This window comes from Falsiroseomonas sp. E2-1-a20 (genome assembly GCF_051433195.1).
Classification (GTDB): Bacteria; Pseudomonadota; Alphaproteobacteria; order Acetobacterales; family Acetobacteraceae; genus Falsiroseomonas.
Genome location: NZ_JBHMFT010000052.1, coordinates 1 through 18,839, shown reverse-complemented (window position 1 = coordinate 18,839; position 18,839 = coordinate 1). Strand labels below are relative to the sequence as shown.

At 63.1% G+C, this 18,839-nt stretch carries 17 protein-coding genes; 6 read left to right on the top strand and 11 right to left on the bottom strand.

What is annotated here, in order from left to right:
- Together ACFHPP_RS27590 and ACFHPP_RS27585 are read right to left on the bottom strand one after the other, a co-directional pair.
- Positions 1 to 537 (bottom strand): hypothetical protein (locus ACFHPP_RS27590; RefSeq protein WP_437166453.1); only part of this gene is annotated, 537 nt, incomplete at its 3' end.
- A complete protein-coding gene (locus tag ACFHPP_RS27585; protein WP_437166452.1) occupies positions 534 to 1,130 on the bottom strand; it encodes a hypothetical protein in 597 nt (198 codons plus the stop codon). The genes ACFHPP_RS27590 and ACFHPP_RS27585, both read right to left, overlap by 4 nt.
- Before the next feature lie 424 nt (positions 1,131 to 1,554).
- Between ACFHPP_RS27585 and ACFHPP_RS27580 the strand changes: the two genes are divergently transcribed.
- Positions 1,555 to 3,000, top strand: coding sequence for a DUF1254 domain-containing protein (locus ACFHPP_RS27580; RefSeq protein ID WP_437166451.1), 1,446 nt, complete (start codon positions 1,555 to 1,557; stop codon positions 2,998 to 3,000).
- A gap of 729 nt (positions 3,001 to 3,729) precedes the next feature.
- Here the strand turns inward: ACFHPP_RS27580 and ACFHPP_RS27575 are convergent.
- The 8 genes from ACFHPP_RS27575 to ACFHPP_RS27540 all read right to left on the bottom strand — a co-directional run bounded on the left by ACFHPP_RS27575 (position 3,730) and on the right by ACFHPP_RS27540 (position 12,008).
- On the bottom strand, positions 3,730 to 6,201 hold the full coding sequence (locus ACFHPP_RS27575; protein WP_437166450.1) for an arylsulfatase: 2,472 nt from the start codon (positions 6,199 to 6,201) through the stop codon (positions 3,730 to 3,732).
- Entirely contained in the window at positions 6,198 to 7,121 is a 924-nt protein-coding gene (locus ACFHPP_RS27570) for a formylglycine-generating enzyme family protein (RefSeq protein ID WP_437166455.1), read from the bottom strand. Before ACFHPP_RS27570 ends, ACFHPP_RS27575 begins: the two co-directional genes overlap by 4 nt.
- Before the next feature lie 189 nt (positions 7,122 to 7,310).
- Positions 7,311 to 8,345: a hypothetical protein gene (locus ACFHPP_RS27565; RefSeq protein ID WP_437166449.1), complete on the bottom strand. Its 1,035-nt coding sequence runs from the start codon at positions 8,343 to 8,345 to the stop codon at positions 7,311 to 7,313.
- Complete coding sequence (locus tag ACFHPP_RS27560) at positions 8,342 to 9,274, bottom strand: hypothetical protein (RefSeq protein WP_437166448.1); 933 nt, start codon at positions 9,272 to 9,274, stop codon at positions 8,342 to 8,344. Before ACFHPP_RS27560 ends, ACFHPP_RS27565 begins: the two co-directional genes overlap by 4 nt.
- 85 nt (positions 9,275 to 9,359) lie before the next feature.
- Complete coding sequence (locus ACFHPP_RS27555) at positions 9,360 to 10,142, bottom strand: hypothetical protein (protein ID WP_437166447.1); 783 nt, start codon at positions 10,140 to 10,142, stop codon at positions 9,360 to 9,362.
- A 17-nt stretch (positions 10,143 to 10,159) separates the two neighbouring features.
- Entirely contained in the window at positions 10,160 to 10,849 is a 690-nt protein-coding gene (locus tag ACFHPP_RS27550) for a DUF3313 domain-containing protein (protein WP_437166446.1), read from the bottom strand.
- A 212-nt stretch (positions 10,850 to 11,061) separates the two neighbouring features.
- Positions 11,062 to 11,589, bottom strand: coding sequence for a fasciclin domain-containing protein (locus ACFHPP_RS27545; RefSeq protein WP_437166445.1), 528 nt, complete (start codon positions 11,587 to 11,589; stop codon positions 11,062 to 11,064).
- 125 nt (positions 11,590 to 11,714) lie between these two features.
- Positions 11,715 to 12,008: a hypothetical protein gene (locus ACFHPP_RS27540; protein ID WP_437166444.1), complete on the bottom strand. Its 294-nt coding sequence runs from the start codon at positions 12,006 to 12,008 to the stop codon at positions 11,715 to 11,717.
- 93 nt (positions 12,009 to 12,101) lie between these two features.
- Here ACFHPP_RS27540 and ACFHPP_RS27535 point away from each other — a divergent pair, with 93 nt between their 5' ends.
- On the top strand, positions 12,102 to 12,749 hold the full coding sequence (locus ACFHPP_RS27535) for a hypothetical protein (RefSeq protein WP_437166443.1): 648 nt from the start codon (positions 12,102 to 12,104) through the stop codon (positions 12,747 to 12,749).
- Here the strand turns inward: ACFHPP_RS27535 and ACFHPP_RS27530 are convergent.
- Positions 12,700 to 13,740 (bottom strand): AAA family ATPase, encoded by a 1,041-nt coding sequence (locus ACFHPP_RS27530; protein WP_437166442.1) that lies wholly within the window; start codon positions 13,738 to 13,740, stop codon positions 12,700 to 12,702. The genes ACFHPP_RS27535 and ACFHPP_RS27530 overlap by 50 nt on opposite strands.
- 484 nt (positions 13,741 to 14,224) lie before the next feature.
- Here ACFHPP_RS27530 and ACFHPP_RS27525 point away from each other — a divergent pair, with 484 nt between their 5' ends.
- From ACFHPP_RS27525 to ACFHPP_RS27510, 4 genes are all read left to right on the top strand, one after another.
- Positions 14,225 to 15,067, top strand: a complete 843-nt coding sequence (locus ACFHPP_RS27525; protein ID WP_437166454.1) for a DUF2092 domain-containing protein — start codon at positions 14,225 to 14,227, stop codon at positions 15,065 to 15,067.
- Positions 15,067 to 15,759, top strand: coding sequence for a hypothetical protein (locus ACFHPP_RS27520; protein ID WP_437166441.1), 693 nt, complete (start codon positions 15,067 to 15,069; stop codon positions 15,757 to 15,759). The genes ACFHPP_RS27525 and ACFHPP_RS27520 overlap by 1 nt, the downstream gene beginning before the upstream one ends.
- A 242-nt stretch (positions 15,760 to 16,001) precedes the next feature.
- Positions 16,002 to 16,970 (top strand): helix-turn-helix transcriptional regulator, encoded by a 969-nt coding sequence (locus ACFHPP_RS27515; protein ID WP_437166440.1) that lies wholly within the window; start codon positions 16,002 to 16,004, stop codon positions 16,968 to 16,970.
- Between the two features lie 219 nt (positions 16,971 to 17,189).
- Positions 17,190 to 18,167 carry a Bug family tripartite tricarboxylate transporter substrate binding protein gene (locus ACFHPP_RS27510; protein WP_437166439.1) on the top strand — a complete coding sequence of 326 codons (978 nt, stop codon included), beginning with the start codon at positions 17,190 to 17,192 and terminating at the stop codon, positions 18,165 to 18,167.
- Positions 18,168 to 18,839: the final 672 nt, after the last annotated feature.

The following is an 18,839-nucleotide window of genomic DNA, read 5'->3' as shown; positions in this document are numbered from 1 at the left end:
GTCGGCGCCATTCGCGGCCTTGCTCGTCGTACGGTGCATCGGCTGCTGAGCGCGCGGGGCCAGGTTTGCGCTGCGGGGGCGATCTGCGAACCGGCCATTAGGCGGCTCCAGAAGGTACTGAGTAATCTCAGGCGCAGCAGACTTATCTCCCGCAGCACTGGCTTGGATCGCTTCCACCGTCTCCGGATCCAGGATCTCGCGGATCCGCTCGAGCCCGGCTGCGCGGTTCGCACCGAGTTGATCGAGGGCAGCAACCACCTTGGACAGGGGCCGCCGCTCCAAGGCCGTCAAGTCGGTTTCCTCCTCGCTATCTAGAAGCGAGAGCAGGAGCTCCGCAGGTTTGCGTCCATGCGCAACAAGCTCTTGGACGCGACTGCACATTGTTAGGCTTATGCCGAGTTCACCCAACAGCGCAATTACGTCGTTCAGCGGAAGCCGCTCGATCACGTGCGGAGTGTAGTGCTCTGACACCGGTGTGTCGTCCTGCAGCAAAGCCAGGATTTTGCCTGCTGGGTCTGGGATACCGTTGATCGTCATTCCGCTGCCCTCCGGTTGCCCGCGCCCTCGGCCTCAACGTAGGCGACGACTAGCCTTCTCAGGCGCCTTTTAATGGTGTCGGTCCTGTGCTGCCCCGTGGCCAACGCCTCCGGCAATTCTGGACCCTTGAGGCCGTCGACCAACATGAGTTCCGCCATTCGTCCAGCCTCAGCGTCCTTGGCTAGAAGATGCTGCAAGAGCCGGTCACGCTCGGATTTCCACAGCACCAGATCCTCAGGGGAGGGCTGAGGGTTCCCCACCAGGGTGTCTAGATCTCTGTCCGTCCGCAAGGTCGTTCGATTTTCAGCACTGGTCGCCCAATTGCTGATCTCGCTCGAAACTGCTCCCCAGAAATTCTCGAAAGCCGATTTGTCCCAGTTCCACTGGCGCTTGCCGCCCAAGAACTTCTCCACGGCTGTTTGAACCGCATCGTGCGCGGTGCGACCGCCGGGAACCTGCCCCCTGCGCTCACCCCTCCAGACCGTCGGACCCAACCTGCCCAGTGCCGCCAGAAGTAAGCGCGGGTAAAGGTCGGCCCAGGGAAACCGCCCGAAATCAGGCAGGCTACTCGGGAACGGCATCTCCTTGGTCATGCAGGCCTCCTTCACCCGGCCGCGCTCACTGACGGCAGGCATGTCCTAAGATGCTGGCGAGGAGGCCTCGCCTGGACACTTCTGGAAAAAATATCTGTGTGGTTGTGGATCAGCATGCACATCCACACGCGAGATGGGCTCTTGGGACAACCCAGAGGCACCTTCTGGGCGACGTCGGGCAGGAAGTTGAACCTTCCGTGCTCATTGCGAGGGCCATTGAAGTGCAGGGCTACCTCGGTCCGCACCGTATCTCGGGTTTGCGGAAAACGGATAGCGGCCCGCACGCAGCAGCCTCTATCCAGCGCTGAACTTGAGTTCGGCGACAGAACTGCATCGGAGCCAGCATTCCACGATATTGAATGCCGGCGCCAATCCATGTCGCGATGATGAGCTACTACCTAAACCCACCAGAAAGGAGTTCGACATGGTTAGCCGTAGGCATCTTCTGACATCGGCTGCCATTTGCAGCATCGCGAACTCGGGGCTGCTAGCCGAAAAAGCCATTGCGCAAAACGGCGGCACCTTAGCCTCCCCTGAAGAGGTCCGACGCATCGCGGAGGCGGGCTACATCTTCGGCCTGCCAATCGTGACGAATTATGGCGTCATGTACGAATACGCGGTCGACAGGTCATCGGCGAATTTCAAGGCGCCGTTCAACGAGATCAAGAGCGAGCCCCGCGTGTTCACCTACCAGGACACCGCAATTGTCACACCGAACAGCGACACACCGTATTCCATCCTGTGGATGGACCTCCGGGCGGAGCCGATCATCCTCTCGGTTCCAGCGGTCGAACTAGGTCGCTACTACTCTGTGCAACTCGTCGATGGCAACACGTACAACTACGGTTATATTGGGACGCGGGCGACGGGAACCGAGCCGGGCCATTATATGGTCATCGCTCCGGACTGGCAGGGCGAAACTCCGCCAGGCATAAAACAAGTGTTTCGTTCGAGCACAGCATTTTCCTTTGTGGCGTACCGGACCCAGCTGTTCGCTGCGGATGATATGCCCAATGTCGTAGCTGTGCAGAACGAATACAGAGTGCAGACGCTGTCCGCCTATCTGCAGCGTCCGGTGCCGGTTGTGGCGCCAGCCATTGCGTTCCCGCGAATTAACGCGGCGCTGGCCCGAAGCAACTTCTTTGAATACTTAGACTTCGCCATGCAGTTCGGCCCACCCGCCGCAAACGAGGCGGAAATCCGCGCTGATCTCGCGCGTATCGGCGTCGGACCCGGCAAGACCTTCGCCTTCCGGGACTTGCCGTCGGAGCACAAACAGGAAGTCGTGCGCGGCATGCAGGCAGGGCATGCCAAGGTCGCGGAGGCAGTGGCTACGGCCGGCACGAGCATCAACGGTTGGCGGGTTTCATCGCTGCTGGGCAGTGCTGCCTTTTTCAATGGGGATTGGCTGCGCCGTGCCGCCGGTGCGCAGGCTGGCATCTACGGCAACGATGCTGAGGAAGCGACCTATCCCCTCACGCGCCACGACGCAGATGGTGAGCCCCTCGACGGCAGCAAGTTTAACTACACGCTCACCTTCGCGGCGGGCGAGACCCCACCGGTGAACGCCTTCTGGTCGGTGACGATGTATGACGGCCGGACACAGTTGCTGATTCAGAATCCGATCAACCGGTACCTGATCAACTCGCCCATGACCGCCACGATGACAAAGGGCGCTGATGGCTCCCTCACACTCTACATCCAGAACAAGTCGCCGGGTGGGGACAGGGACGCCAACTGGCTGCCCGCGCCGGACGGACCAATCTACCTCGTGATGCGCCTCTACTGGCCGAAGGATACGCCACCATCAATCCTCCCGGTGGGGCAGGGCACTTGGCGCCCGCCAGGCATCAAGCGGATGCCTCTGTGACCCGACTTGGGTGACTGGCGGCTGAGCTCGCGCCAGTCGGGTTGAGGATCTGCCCACACCCGGTTGCTGGCTGATCCCGCGATAGCGGGCCGACCACGCTACGCGTGGCCGGCACAGTTCCAGACTGATCCGCAAGCAGACCGTGGGCGTAGCCTATCGAGCGGACTATATCCGGTAGCGTCGCATCTGACCCGAAGGCATCCGCGCGGCCATTTCCTCCGGCAACCACGGCAAGCCGCCCCGCGGCGCGTTGCGTGTGCATCGAGCTGTTCGCTGCCGGAGGGTGCAGTCAAGGTTACCCTGGAGCCTAACGCGCTCCAGTCGTGGAGAAACGTGACAGACAAGCGACGCACCAGGCGGTCAACCCTGTGTGCACCAATGTCACAGGCCAAAACCCGATGCCGGATAGGCCCAGGCTAGCCCGCCCGTGGACGAAAACTGTGACCGCTGCGACATTGTAAAGGCACATTGCCGCAATAAATCCGTACACGCTGCGGCCTGCCAGCTCCACACGTGCCACCCAGCAGGCCAGGCCGAGCGCGGCTAGAGCCCCGCCGGCCAAGCGGGCGACCGTGACGCCCGCTGACGAGCTCGGCAGCGCCCCGAGCAGAAGCTCGACGACGCTCGCAGGAGCAACCAGCAACCCGATCCCCGCGGCTGCCTCGACGACGCCAGTCGTCGAGAGCAGCAGCCTCGAATTGAGTGCTAGAGGAAGTCTGGATCCCACTGTCACCTCACTTCGACGACGATCTTATCGATCTTGCCGGTAAAGCGGCTTGGAAGTCCTGCTTCGTAAACGTCGGTTACGGCCGTATCGTCGTCCATGCCGACATCAGTGCCTTCGTCGGCGGAGAAGATATTGGCATTCGTGTTTTCCACCCGCCCTTCCGCTACGGTGGTGCCGTTCACGGAAAGCGTCGCCCTGCCGCCTTTGCCGCGACCACCACCATCATAAGCGAAATCAAGCTTGATGGTGGACTTGCCAGGTGGCAGCGGCACGCTGGACGCCACCGTGTAGAGCTGCAGCCCTACCCAGTTGTAGGCGTAGGCAGGTTTGCCGTCCTTGACGTAAAGGCTCCAGCCACCAAAACGTCCGCCCTGCGCAAGTATTACGCCGCTTGCGCCACTCGACGAATTTTCGACTTCCGCGGTGATGGCTTTCGAACGGTTCTTCACGTTGATGAAGGCATTCTCCATCATTCCGACCATGCCGTCATAAACCGTTAGAGTGGTACGCCCTGCCATCAGGTCGGGGCGTCCGGCAAGAGACGCGTCGAAGCGCTCGACACCGCGGTCATCGATTGGCAGTACGTTGTACTTTCGGGCCTCCGTCATGAACAACGCCTGCATCTCGCGGAGCTTGTTCGGCTGTTGCGCTGCGAGGTTGTTCACCAGGCTGAAATCGGAGCTGGTGTCAAAGAGCTCCCAGACGTCGTTCTCGAGCGTAGCGCGTGGTCGCGGTTCCCAAGGTGCCTTGTGAATGGTCCGCGCAAACCAGCCATCGTGGTAGATGGCCCGGTTGCCGATTATCTCGAAGTACTGCGTCGTGTGACGTGACTTTGCCGCGCGGTCGGCAAAGGTGTAGGCCATGCTGACACCCTCAAACGGTTTTTGCACAGTGCCGTTGACGGATGTCGGGAATGGCAGGCCCGCCGCCTCCATAATGGTCGGAGCGAGGTCCGTCACATGGTGAAATTGAGTTCGGAGCTCGCCTTTGGCTCGGATGCCATTCGGCCAGCGGAGCACCATGCCGTTTCTCGTGCCGCCGAAATCGGAGGCAACCTGCTTGGCCCAGGCGAAAGGCGCGTTGCCTGCGATGGCCCAGCCAGCGGCATAATGTGGGAACGTCGTGGGACCGCCCCAGTTATCAAGGTTTTTTAGCTGGTCGGCGACGTTCTCCTGAACGCCATTGAAGAATGTCATTTCATTAAACATGCCGACCATGCCGCCCTCGGCACTCGCGCCATTGTCGCCAGCGATGTAGATGATGAGCGTATTGTCCATGGCGCCCATGTCGTCGATCGCTTTCACCAACCGTCCCACCTCATGGTCGGCCTGCTCCGCGCAACCGGCATAAACCTCCATCTGGCGTGCAAACAATCGCTTTTCGTCGGCGCTTAGGCTGTCCCAGTCCTTGATGGCCTCCGGCTTCGGCGCCAGCTTTGTGTCAGGCGGCACGACACCGAGACTGATCTGCCGAGCAAGCGTTTCCTCGCGATATTTGTCCCAACCCGCGTCAAATCGACCCTTGTATTTATCCGACCACTCTTTCGCGACGTGGTGTGGCGCGTGGGTTGCGCCCGCCGAGAAGTACAGGAAGAACGGCTTCTCGGGGGTCAGCGACTGCTGGCTGCGCGCCCAGTTTATCGCGCGGCTCGTCATGTCCGTCATGAAGTGGTAGTTTGGATCGCGTGGTATCTCGACCCTTGCCGTTCCGTCATAAAGCAGTGGCGCCCAGGAATTGGTTTCGCCGCCGATGAAGCCGTAGAACTTATCGAAGCCCGAGCGGGTCGGCCAGCGATCGAAAGGCCCTGACACGCTGACTTCCCAAGGCGGTGTCTCGTGATACTTGCCAAACGCCGCGGTGCTGTAGCCGTTCAGCCGCAACATCTCGGCAAGAGGCGCCACACTGTTCGGCCGCTGACCGCTATTGCCGGGAAATCCCGTCGCGATCTCCATCACCGCGCCGGCGTTGTTGGTGTGATGATTGCGGCCGGTCAACAGCGCCACGCGCGTTGGCGAGCAAAGGGCATTGACGTTGAAATTGTTGTACCGCAGTCCCTCGGCTGCGAGCCTATCGAGCGTCGGCATCGCGATGCCGCCACCGAACGTGCTCGGCTGGCCAAACCCCATGTCGTCCAGCATAACGATCACGACATTCGGCGCACCGCGAGGCGCCTTGATCTCAAAGCGCGGGGGGGCGGTGGCGTTGCGCGCGTTGAGTTCGGTAATTGGCGCATGAACCGGTTCCTGGATCGGAAGAACTGTCCGGTTGATCTCGGCCTGCGGGACCACTGAACTCGCCGCAACACTCTGCTGGGCGTGAGCGGGAAGAGTGGGCGTCGCGCCTGACAGCGCCGATGCCGCCAGAAATGTACTGCTGCTGAGCAACATGTCACGCCGCTTCAGGCCTTCCGACTTCGGTGCAGAGTCAGCCGCACTGCGGCCGGAGACATCTGGTTCGTTGCGATCATTGCTCATGGTCCGTTCCCTTTTCTGATGATGCATCTGAAACCAACATGGTTCGTCGAGGTATCAACCGGCTCCGGATGTCTCGCCGCTGGCCGGTAACGACGACAATAATTGGGCGCGCATAAATGCGAGCCGCCTTTCAGAACCTTGCGGGGGATCTTGATGTGCGCCTCGCCCGAATCGTGGCTACCGGCTTCGGCGCCACCGCGTGGATTTGCCGGAATGCAGCACGGCTTCGATGTGTCAGCGACGTGCCGCTGGGCATACCAGTCGGCTGTCCACTCCCAGACATTGCCGATCATGTCGTAGACACCGTGGCCATTCGCGGGAAAAGCCATGACGGGCGACGTGCGCCGAAAATTGTCGAGTGCTAGGTTCTCGTTTGGAAACGCGCCCTGCCAGGTGTTCGCCATATGGCGGTTGCCGGGTGTGAACTCATCGCCCCACGCAAACTCAGCGCCCTCCAACCCGCCACGCGCCGCAAACTCCCACTCCGCTTCGGATGGCAGTTCCTTGCCTGCCCAGGTCGCATAAGCTTCAGCATCTTGATAGGTGACGTGCACAACCGGATGCTCGTCGAGTCCTCTTATGGAGGAGCGCGGCCCGTAAGGCCGACGCCAGCAGGCGCCGAACTTGAAGCTCCACCACTCGCCCCACGAGCGCAAATCAACCGTGCGCGTCGGCGCCGTGAAAACAAGCGAGCCTGGTCGAAGCATGTGAGGCAATGCGCCCGGGTAATCCTTAGCGGCTGGCTTCGTCTCCGCGACGGTAATATAGCCGGTGACGTCGACGAATTTGCGGAATGCGCGGTTGGTGACCGGCGTGCGGTCGACGAAGAAACCATCGACTTCAACGCGATGGGCCGGACCCTCTTCTGGATAGTGCTGGTCGGAGCCCATCAGGAAAGTTCCTCCCGGGACCCAGACCATTCCAGAGTAGGCATCTGTGCGGGCGCCGGTACTCCATTCAGCACGATTCGACATGACGTCGTTCCTCACCCCTTGTTCGCAACAGAGGAGCCGCCAGACTAGGATTCACGGAAGGCGGGGCTATCCGCTTCCCGCAATGGGCGCCAATTCGGGAACCCGAGATCGCTCTCTCTGCGTGGAGCGGCTGCATCAGAAGCTTACCCCCAAGCCAAATGAATAACCGCTTACGTCCTTGTCGCCGACGAAGTAGCGTCCGATCAGGCGGACCCGCGACAGGTTCAGGCCGACCGCTCCAATCTCTCGACGGCCCACGTCAAGTTCGATGCCGCCGCCCAGCTTCGCCGACCAAGCGAAGCCGATCGCATCCCGTTGATCACCGAGGTAGGTCGTAAGCGAGCCATCGAGCACCCAGCGGACCGGACGGCCGAAGGCCTCCCGCCCCGTCGGCCAGCGATAGCGCGACCACAATCCCAGAGTGCGGGCGGTCGAACTTCCTGCTGCTTCGGGGGGAGTATCACCAAACGTCTCAAGCTCGATATGTGTGTAACGGATCTCGACCTCGATATCGCGCTGCGGGCGATAGTCGTAATAGGCGAGCACGAGCGAGCCACCCTGCCCCCGGACATTCATATGGACGTCAGTGAGTCGAGACAGGTCGGTATTGCGACGGCGATTCAGGAAAGCACCGAACAGGGCGGCGTCTGACGCAGCGTAGCCGGCTGAAAAATTGACAATCGGTCGCAACCAAAGATTCTCAGTCAGCGCGATATCGTAGCCAATTCCGATAGTCCCAGCGATGTTGTTCCACCGTAAGGGCAGTCGACGTGCGCCTTCGCCGCCGAAAAGCGGCCGAGGGTCATACCTGGCCGTGCCGATATAGGCTTCCAGAAATAGCGGGAACGACTCGCTGACGGTGAAGCCGAAGCCGAACTGGCTGAGCAGCAGCGTCGAACTACCCTCCTCGCCGCTCGAGCTGCGGTTGACCTGCAGCGCGTTCGCTGATCCATCAGGCGTCACGTTGTAGCCCATGAGCCCGAGCACGCCCCCACGAGGCCTCGAGAGCAGAGCAGCCCGCGCATTCTCCGCCCGTTCGGCTGCATCGACCCGCACGACTTGCGCAAGGGCGGGCTTTGACGCTTCGATCCACAGAAGCGCCACGAACAGCGCCAGTGAAAAAAGCGTCAATCCGGTCAGTGCACAGGCGCGGTCAATGACCGTCCTCATAGTTGTCGGGCATCGTTTAAAAATGCGCTTGGCGGCAGTGCCATGCCTGGAACCGATTGCGGCCCGACGCAGGCGATACCGGCTGGCGTGGACGCCATGGCCCGCGGGAGGAGCGCGGCCGATCGACGCAATTGATCCTCGGCCGCGCGCATCTGCCGGGCAGTTTCTTCCTGAGAAAGTCGCGCCGCACGAAGCTTCAGCAGCGCGTGCCCTTCTGCAATACGCTTGAGTACCAGATCGTAGTTGGCCCGCGCTTCGGCGGCAGCGGCCAACTCCCGGTCCCGCATCACACCGACATCTCGCAGCGCACGCCGTGACGCCACGTCCTGCGCTTCCAGTTCCAGTCGGCGATAGGCAGCAGAGACCATCTGCCGCTCCTCCGTTCCGCCAGCCACTGCGTCTCCGACGGCCGTCCGCAGCGCTGTGATCAGCGCCTGCACGCTCTCGTCGGTTTCGACGATGGTTTCGCCAAGTTGCGGTGCCTGCGAATTGCGACGGGTCGCTCGCCGCAGCAGCCCGCCGAGCGTGGTGACCGCCTGGCCGCCCGCCTCGCTCGCCAGGCGCGCGCGCTCGGCGATCTGGATGAAGGGATCCTCTCGGTATGGAAGGACGCCATCTGAGGCGACGGTTCCGAGTGCCGAAAGATAGATGGAGAGCCCATCCTGCATCGCGCGCGTTCCGTCGCTCTGCCAGTGCGACGGATTGAGTGCCCCGTCGTCGCGAGACAGGCATGCTGCGGCGATGGGCGGATAGTCGGCGGCCTGGCTTGCTGTGCCTGCCCAGTCGCGCACCGGAGTGTAGTCGGGCGTTCCACAGGCGCTCAGAAGAACGAAGCCGATGATGGCCAGTCTCCGCCCGATTGCAGAACTTACCTCAGCGGTCTCGCAACGCAGCTTCGCGTACGCCTTGAACGCAAGCCGATGAGCCACTGAGCATCTCCTTCTCCGGGCGCATGTGTCACCCGTCACGACAGGGCACATGCGAGATCTTCCAGGCGTCGACGCCACGGCACGATCAGAAGCGGAAGCTGACGCCCATGATTGGGCCGCTCAGCGCGACATCCAGGTCGACCGCCCCGCGCGACAGATCGATCGCCATGTGCCGGTAGCCGACATTTGCGGCGGTACTCTCGGTGACCTGCCAACGCAGCGCGCCGAGAACCTGCCAAGTGAGCCGGGAACCTGTTCCAAACCCGCCGATATCTGCGTAGGTCGTGAGCCCAAACTGCTCAGAGAGTCGGAGGTCGTGACGCAGGGCCAGCACGGGGTCGAGGATACCTGTCGATCCGCTGGCTGAGCGTGCAGCCGCCATCCCATGGTTCAACGACACCTTGGCGTCGATCCACCAGCTGCGCAGGCCGGCTCCCAGATCCAGGTCCCAGCTTGGTGTTTCGACAACGCGAACCAGGCCGATCATGGACAACTCGGTGGCTGTCAGTCGCGTGCTTCCGCCACGAAACAGCAAGCCACGCGGGGTCGAGACGTCCTGCTCCGTGATCAGGGTCAGTCCGTCCACGAGTAATCCGAAGCGGCCGCGGCGCGCCTCGAAGAACCCCATCGCACCAAACTGCAGGTCCGACAGAATGTCCCCGAATTCGGCATCGAAGTCGCGTGATTGCCGCGGCAATGCGACGTCGCCGCTGACGCCCGCAAGCCAGAGGTAAGGCGTTAGGGAAAACTGCCAGGTACTAGCTGACTCCCCAGAACGCTGAGCCGCCGCCGGCGAAACGCCGATGAGCAGCAACATCAGCGCGCGAAGCAGCCAGGCCTTCGTCGCGCGGCGGTGTCGTTGGTTCACGGCAGCGGCTCCGCGCATCAGGACTGCGGTTGGCAGTTCGGGCGCTGCTGCACCCGGCAGACGCGATTCGCGGTCTGCGTCGCCCAATACCGGGCCACCGTCTGCACGTCATCCCAGCGAGAGGTTCGCACTCGGGCGCCGGCCGTGGCATCGCTGGAGTCGATCGCGGCGGCCAGCAGCTGTCCCGTCTCGCTGTCAGTGACCCGCATTTCCGCCGCAGCTCCACCGACCATCGGGTCGCTGCCGGTCATGATGTTGACGCCCTCGCGCACGATCCGCGATGCAGGCACGAACGTAGAGACGGTGCTGAGCACTGGGTTGCCGCCAGCGCGCACCTCGGTGAAAGCCGTGGTGATCACCATCGTACCGGGGCCAGGCCGCTCGACCAGCTGAAGAACCTGGCCCAACTCCTCTCGCAGCGCGCTGTGCAGCGCATTCGCGACCAGTTGGCGCTGTTCGGCGTTGAGCTGCGTGTTGTTGGGCGCCAGCCAAAGCTGCACGGGCTCGATCATCACCCTGCTGTAGCGTCGGAAATCGACACTCGGGTTGATGTAAAGCCGCGAACCCAGATCGGTCGGGCGCAGCAGGGCAGTCGTCTCACGCGACAGGAAGCTCGTCGGCGGGGACGGCGCAGCGGCCTGCTGGGTGGAGCTACAGGCCGTCAGCAGGGCGAGGCTGCCAAGAGCAAACAGGTGGGACGTCTTCATTGTAGGATCTGCCTCTTTCAAGAGCCGGTGACGGTTAATGAGCCGGGTTTACTTGATGCGAACTCGAGCGGGAGGCATTGGCAGCGGCCCTCCGGCTGCTGCCTCGCAGATCCAAGCCCAGCCGGTGCGCAACGGGCGCAGCGCCAAGCCGGCACAGCGCCCCCGCTCGAGCAGCCGGCGGATGCCTGGTGCCGGTGCCTGCCGCCGTAGCTTCAGCGAACAAGCACCGTGTCGATGCCGTGGATCACGCCGTTCGAGCAGGCGATGTCCGGGCGGGTAACACGCGCCTCGGTGTTTCCACCGCCCTTCACCGTGACTGCGCCGCCGGACGCCGTCACCACCAAGGGCGTGCCGGAAACCGAGGTGAACTGCCCACCCTGCGCGAGCGTGGCGGCATCGCGCCGCCCCTGGAGCACATGCGCCCCGACTGCAGCGGGCGCCGCCGAAGCATCTGCCTGGCGGCTGCCGCCATCGCCCGCGGGGAACAGACGGTCGACGGTGATTTGGTTCAGACGTGCCACCGCCTCGTTGGTCGGGGCGAAGATCGTAATGTCATTGGTGGTTCGTAGGTCCATGGTCACGCGGCTAGCCACGATGCCGTTCGTGAAACGCGAGAACTCCGGCATGCTCGCCAGCGTATCGACGCAGCTGCGGGTCTGCGCGTGAGCGACCGGAGCCATGACAGCGGCTAGGGCTGTTGCCAGCAACGTCGCTCGTAGGACGGGAATGCGGGTCGACATGATATTTCTCCCAGGGTTGGTTGCGTTTCGCAGCAGCGCCACTCCCAGAGAGTTCGCTCCGCCGTCCCTAGTTATGAGAACGGTACCTGCCTCGCTATCCGTTTCCCGTAAGCTCATGAGCGCAATCAGCACTGCGCCGCGATGCTGCCTTTGCGCAGCAGAAGCAAGCCACCGGGCGGGCGCACAAGCGGATAGCGACCTGTAGCCGCCCGTCCAACGCTGTCCAGATGACGCAGGGAGACGAGAATGCTTTTCAACGGCGGCACATCACGAGGCAGCATTGCCGCACGCTCCATGACTGCCGTGGTCGGAGCGCTCCTTTTGGGCCCGGCGGCAACGATGGCACAACCGACGCGGGATGCTGGCGAGCTGGCGCGCGCGGCGCAAAACCCTGTGGCCGCGTTGATCAGCGTGCCCATCCAAAACAACACCAGCTTCCGCGTTGGCCCCTACGAAGCAGCGCAAAACGTGCTGAATATCCAACCGGTGATCCCGCTGACGCTGAACGAGCAGTGGAATCTGATCACCCGCACGGTCTTACCTTTCGTCTTCCAGCCACGTCTCCACAGACATCCGATGCGGCCTTCGGCCTCGGCGACATCAACCCAACCTTCTTCCTGTCGCCATCACGACCAAGTGCCTTCACCTGGGGTTTCGGCCCCACATTTTCGCTTCCCACGGCGACGGACCGCTTGTTGGGTAGCGGCAAATGGGCAGCTGGGCCCGCCGTCGTTGGCCTGTACCAGAGCGGCCCCTGGGTGGTCGGTGCCCTGGCCAACAATATCTGGCCCTTCTCGGGCGACCAGAGCCAGCCTGAGATGAATCGGCTCACCGTGCAGCCGTTCATCAACTACAACTTTGACGATGGCTGGTACGCAACAAGTTCACCAGTGGTCACAGCCGATTGGAATGCCCGCGGCGAGAAATGGACTGTTCCCGTTGGTGGCGGGTTCGGAAGGTTGTTCCGAATTGGCTCGCAACCGGTCAACGCACAGGCGCAAGCCTTCTACAACGCCGTGCGTGCCGATGAAGGCCCGAAATGGACGGCGCGCTTCCAGCTACAATTTCTCTTCCCGCGATATAGCGTTGAACGCGGCGTAGAGCGCCGGCTCAAGCCCGCGTGGAGGCAAGCAGCTCGTCAATCACCTTGTCGATCGTGACGCCCGCTTCCTCCGCAGCTTCTGCAAGATCGATGCGGTGCCGCAGCACGTCATGGGCGACGGCAGCCACGTCGCGTTCGGTCACCTGCTGCCTTCCTGCCAGCCAGGCATGCGCCCGGGCGCACCGCTCCAGCGCAATGCTACCGCGCGGACCGGCACCGCTGCGGATCCATCGCTGAGGACCGTTGCGTGCCGGGTTGCTGTCGCGCGTCGCCGCAACCAACGTTGTTATCAACCGAAGGACTCGAGGCCCGACGCGCACGGCTTGAACGCTCGCCCGTGCGGCCAGAACCACGGCGAGAGGCACCGTCGGGGGGGCTACGGTCGCCAGCCCAATGCTTGCCGCAGCACGCTCTGATCGCACGAGGTCAAGCATCTGCCGTTCGTGCAATTCGTCCGGGTAACCCACGACCAGGTGAAGAAGGAACCGGTCGCGTTCGTCGGAGGCCAGCACCACAGCATCGGAGCTTGGGGTTACCAGAGTGCGTGTCGCACAAACCAGGAAGACGGCCGGCATTCGCACCGGGATGGCGCTGACAGTGACTTGCCGTTCGGACATCGCATCCAGCAGCGCGAGCCGTACTTCTGGCGAGGCACGATCGATCCCCTCCGCCAGCAGGATGTTCGCAAAGAGAGGCCCAGGTGCTCGCGCTTCGGCGCCGGTCGTCTCAGAAAGCGCTGGCTCCAGGCCGAATAGATGCGCGAGGTGCTGGCCGGGTCCGAGCACTACACGGCGGAAACTCGCTTCGAGCGCATCGGCCAGCGCCGTTGTAGCGCGTGTCTTTGCCAGGCCCGGTCGCCCGTCGAGTAGCACATGACCATCGGCCAGGAGAGCGATGATCATGCGATGAACCAGATGCTTCCTGCCGATCAGGCGCGTGACGAGACGCGCCTCCAGAGCCAGGATTGCCTCGCGGTGAATCGACGACGCCAATACTGGGGCCCGGACGCCGCTGGTCTCGCCGCCGGCGCGGCGCCTACCGATTGTCATTATGCCTCAGCTTTCTTGGCTCGGTTTCGCGACCAAGTCAGGCAAGACAGACGCCTGCTCGTCGCTTCAGCCGATCGCAGGACGATGCTCGACATGGCACCAGCAGCCTCCCAAGGGTCGACGGAGGCGAGGCTGCGCCGACCCTGTAGGACTTGGCCTGCACAATCGCACCCGACGCATAGTCCCCGTTGGCATCCGGCGCCGCTATCCAGTTCCAGCAAGTCCGCAGGCTGGCACACTTAACCGTATCAAGATCGTCCATCTGACTTCTACGAGCGCCACCCCTGCGCCGCTGCGAACAGTTCATGTTGCGACACAACACTGACCCGCACCCGAAGGGGAGGCGCAGTTTCTGATTGCTACTCGGCGCCGCTTCTCCCGCTTTGCGGAAAATGGATAGCGTCGCGGCTTTCATGCGGTGCATCAGATTGACGGCTGCGACCCAGCGCTGGCCGAGCGGCGAAATTATCGGGATAACGACGAAATGGCACTCCGAGATTCACGAGCGTGGCCTCACGCTATCGGATTGGCCGCATTGATCACGGCGGGCGCGTGCGCAGCCGTGGTTGCCGGCTCCGCTCCTGCGGGAGCGCAAGTGCAGCAATCTGCAACGGCTTCGACCGCGTCCATCCTCGATCCAGTCGTTGCCGCAGCGCTACGAAGGATGAGCGCGGCGCTCGTCGCTGCGCCGGACCTGACCGTGCAATTCAGCGCACTGCGGGAGGTGCGGCTGCAGCCGGGAAGTGATCAGCTGATCGCGTTGGGCGCAACGGTAGCGGTGGGCATTCGGCGTCCTGATCGATTGGCAGCGCTGGTCGGCAGTGACCGCGGCAGTTTTCGGCTATGGTACGATGGGGAGACTGCCACGCTGTTAAGCCTGACGGCAAATGCCTTTGCGCGCGTCCCGATGCCGGGCGACATTGATGAGGCCCTCGACGCGTTGGAGGCCAGGCTTGGCGTGGACGTTCCGGTGCGTGACGTTCTTGCAGCCAACCCTTACGCAGCATTGACCGAGGCTGGGACGACCGGCGTGCATGTCGGGCGTACGATTGTAAATGGCTTGCTGTGCGATCAGTACGCACTGCGCAATGGCAGTGTTGACTGGCAGATCTGGATTGCGGCGGACGAGCCGGCGCTCCCGTGCCGCCTGACTATTGTTGATCGGGCTGCGGCGGGTGAACCGCGAGCCATTCTCGAGTTCCAGGATTGGAATTTAGCACCGCATCTCGGTGACGAGACCTTCATCTTCACGGCCCCGGCAGACGCGCAAGAGCTCACTTGGCTTGAACGGCCTACGCTGGTCGGCCCTGCAACGGGGATCAGGTGATGTTCTCAACCCTCTCAGCAGGTTTTGTGCGACGACCGGTAGCCGCCCTGTCGGTCGGTTGCCTGCTCTTCCTTTCGCCACTGCAGGCCGATGCCCAGGTCCGTCGAAGCCAAGCGGCGGCTTCTCGCCCGTCGGAAGTGACGCGTCCGCCTGCGTCCGTCAGCCAGAGGCCGGCGACAAGGAATACGGTCAACAGCAGCAATGTAACCGGCAACACCCGGATCGGCGGCGCCGGCTCCAATGTCGCGATCGGCAACGAGATCAATGTTGTCAGGCCCGCACCGGCCGGCGGCTATCCGGCGGCGAGGCCTCCCGCCTATCGCCCGCCTGCAGCCGGCTATCCTCCCGGCTACAGGCCTCCCATCGCAGTCCCGGTCTACCCCGGCCATTCCGCCTATTCCGGTCCCAGCACTGGCCAGGTGGTGGCGGCGGGCGTGATCGCCGGGGCGACAGCTGGACTAATCTCGGGTGCGATGCAGCAGCCAAGCTCCACCACCGTCGTTACCGTGGCGCCCGCTGCGCCAATCGGGACAAGTTTGCAGGTAGGCATGCAACTCAGTGCCCTCCCAAGCGGCTGCTCGGTGCAGCCTATCGGCGGGGTCACCTACCACCGATGCGGCAACGCCTGGGTGCAGGGCTACATGCAGGGGTCGCAGGTGATCTACGCAGTCGTGCCCGCACCGCCGGGTTGACAGGCTGAAAACCAAATACAACCCGAGTTGCGCCTGGGTGTTAGAGACACTGCGGTGTCAATAAACCTATGCCGCGTGGGGCCATGAGCCGTGGGTCGTCGCAAATGGCGCATTGCATCACCTCCGCGGTCGACGCGATTGTTTCGCTATGCTCCTGCAGATCGTGATGCTAACGCTGGAACGGTTGGTGACAGTTAGGCGACTTATCCACACCGTCCTAAAGGCGAGAACGGGAGGATGCGATGCTACGGAATGCCGCATTTGTCGATGGCATCGCCACCGTTACGACCTTCGACGATTTTGACGCTATGGCCGTCGCCGTGCCGGGCTGGGAGATCAAGCACTCTCGGCTTGGCAGCGGCGCATTTTCTGCCCGAATTGAGATTGCAATGACTGCCGAGTTGCAGATCAGCCGGTTTGTAACGAACTCGGCGCTGCTCACGACCGGCTGGACACCGGAAGGTGCTTCGGGCGCATCACTAATCGTTTCTGCAGTAGGTATGGTGAGGTCGCGGGGTAGGACCATTGATACGGCAACAATGGCGCCTGCGCGTCTTCAGTGCGGCGAAGTCCATTCGCTTACCGCAGGCGCGGCGGAAAAGGTTATCGTCCTAGCCAGCCATGAGCTGTTTCAGCGCCACGTTGGGTGCCGCTTTGATCAGGAGGCGGCGATGCTTGGGTCGGATTGGCTGCTTCGGATGCCTGATGGCGCCGCCAATTGCGCCGAGCGAGGCCGCGCGATTGCCGCGCTGTTGCCGGTGTTCACGATGCCGGCTGCAGCCTCACCGGAAGCACGCCACAGGCTTCAGGAATGCGTGCTTCAGATACTCCTTGAAGGTATAGAGACCGATCCCGCATCGAGGCGGGCCGCCCCGCTGTCGGTGCGGCGGCGGATCGCGCGCGCAGCTGAGGAGATACTGCGCGCACGCATAGACGATCCGCCTTCGCTACGAGAATTGTGTGAGTCGCTGCAAGTGTCAGAGCGAACTTTGCACCTCGCGTTCCAAGAAGGCTTCGGCATGGTTCCGAAGGCTTATCTGCGCGCGTTGCGTCTAAGCGCCGCGCACAGGCGCCTGCGCTGTGGAAAGGGGCTTGTCACGGAAGTTGCGACCGAGCTTGGCCTTTTCCATTTCGGCCGCTTTTCAACTGAGTACCGGGCGATGTTCGGTGAGCCTCCGTCCGAAACCCTGCGCCGCGCAAGAGGCTTTTAAGGGTGCTGATCTGAATCATCAGTCCGCAGCTTTTACCAAGGGGCGCTGGTCTGCCCTGACCGGCGCAACACCTCGTGCTCCTACGCAAAAACAGTTTGACCTCGCTGTGTACGCTTTAAACCGCCCTGGGTTGGCCGAACTAGCACTTGATGGCGGAGCGAGCGGGCTCCGACCGTCACTGCCAACGGGGCAGGCGAAAACGCTATGGAGGACATAGCCATGTTGCGCCGCGACCTGCTTTCAGGACTCGTTCTATTCGCCGCATGTCCCGCCGCCGCGCAGAGCAACGCGGCGAGTTGGCCGTCGCGGCCAATCCGCCTCATCGTGCCCTTCGCGGCCGGCGCTTCCTCCGACACCGTCGCCCGGCTCGTCATGGCGCGGATCGGCGAGGCGCTGGGTGGCTCCGTGGTGGTCGAGAACCGGGCCGGGGCGGGCGGCCTAATCGCGTCGCAGGCCGTGGCCCGTGCCGCGCCCGATGGCTATACTCTGCTCTGGGGCGGCGCCACCGCGATCGCCCAGGCGGTGATGCAACGCAATCCCGGCTTCGACTGGTCCCGCGACTTCACGCCGGTGCTGACCATCGTCGAACAGCCGGCCGTGCTGTGCGTGCGCAAGGCAGCGCCCTGGACCGATGTGCCGTCTTTTTTCGCGGCTGCGATGGCCAGCCACGACGGGCTGCGCTACGGCTCCGGTGGCGTCGGCACGCCGGCGCACATGGCGGCGGCGGCGATGCTGAAGCTGATCGGCGCGAAGGGCGTGCATGTGCCCTATCGCGGCGCCAACCAAGCGACGCTGGCGGTCGAGCAGGGCGAGGTCGACTTTGCCTTTGCAATTAGCAACATCGCGGTGCCGCTTGCGCAGAATGGCCTGATCCGCATCCTGATCACGGGAGGCGGCCGTCGCATGCCGGTGATGCCGGAGGTTGCAACATTGGCGGAAGTGGTGCCGGACGGGCCTGTGGTCACCACTATTTCCTCCATCGTCGGCCCGGCTGGCATGCCGGCGATCGCCGTCACGCGGATCCATGCCGCTGTGAAGCTGGCGGTGGAGGGCGACACAACGTTGCGGGACGCGCTGACCCGAGACGGCGGCGAACTGATTCTGTCGGAGACCGCGGCATCCTATGCGGCTCTTTGGCCGGAGGAGCACCGGCGTCTGACGCAACTCGTCGCGCTGTCGGGTGTGCGCGTTGAATGACGCCCGAGGCCTTCTTCGCGGCCTATGACGGATTCGGCGAACGCCGCAGCGGCAGCCACGGGCATGTGGGCTCGGCTCGGTGGCTGCGCGACCAGGTCGCGCAAATGGCGCCCCGCCGGTGCTGGTGCCGACGCCTTTTTCCGCATCACGCCCGGGACTGCGGCCCTGGACGCCGCCGGTACAACCTTGAGTGGACCGCCACTGTTCAATGGTGGCTTGAGCGAGCCCGAAGGCGCCGTGGGACGGCTCGGGCCACTCGGCGCCGATGCGGCGATAGCCGCACGTGTATTTCAGCCTGCGCCACAGCTTCACGATGAACACACCGGCCATCGATCGTCCGCTGCCGTCCATCGAGATGCCACGCCCACCGCCCGAATGGGCGGGTTCTCCCAGTCCAGCCCATTCCCCTGCTTCCCGCGCGCCATCCGGCGTAGCAGGCCGGCCTGCTGCTCGGACCAGACCAGGATGTCGTTGTCGTAGGACATCAGCCGGCCAAGCGCGTGACGAGCGCGTTCAAGTCTGACTCATCGGCGACTAGGCTCAGGACCCATTAATCGCTTGCCTCGACGCGGCGGCTTATGATTCTGGATGTGGCGGAGGTCCCGCCATGTCTGCACCGCCCTTCCTGCTGACGCCCATCCAGATGCGCCGCCTGTTGCCCCATTTCCCGCA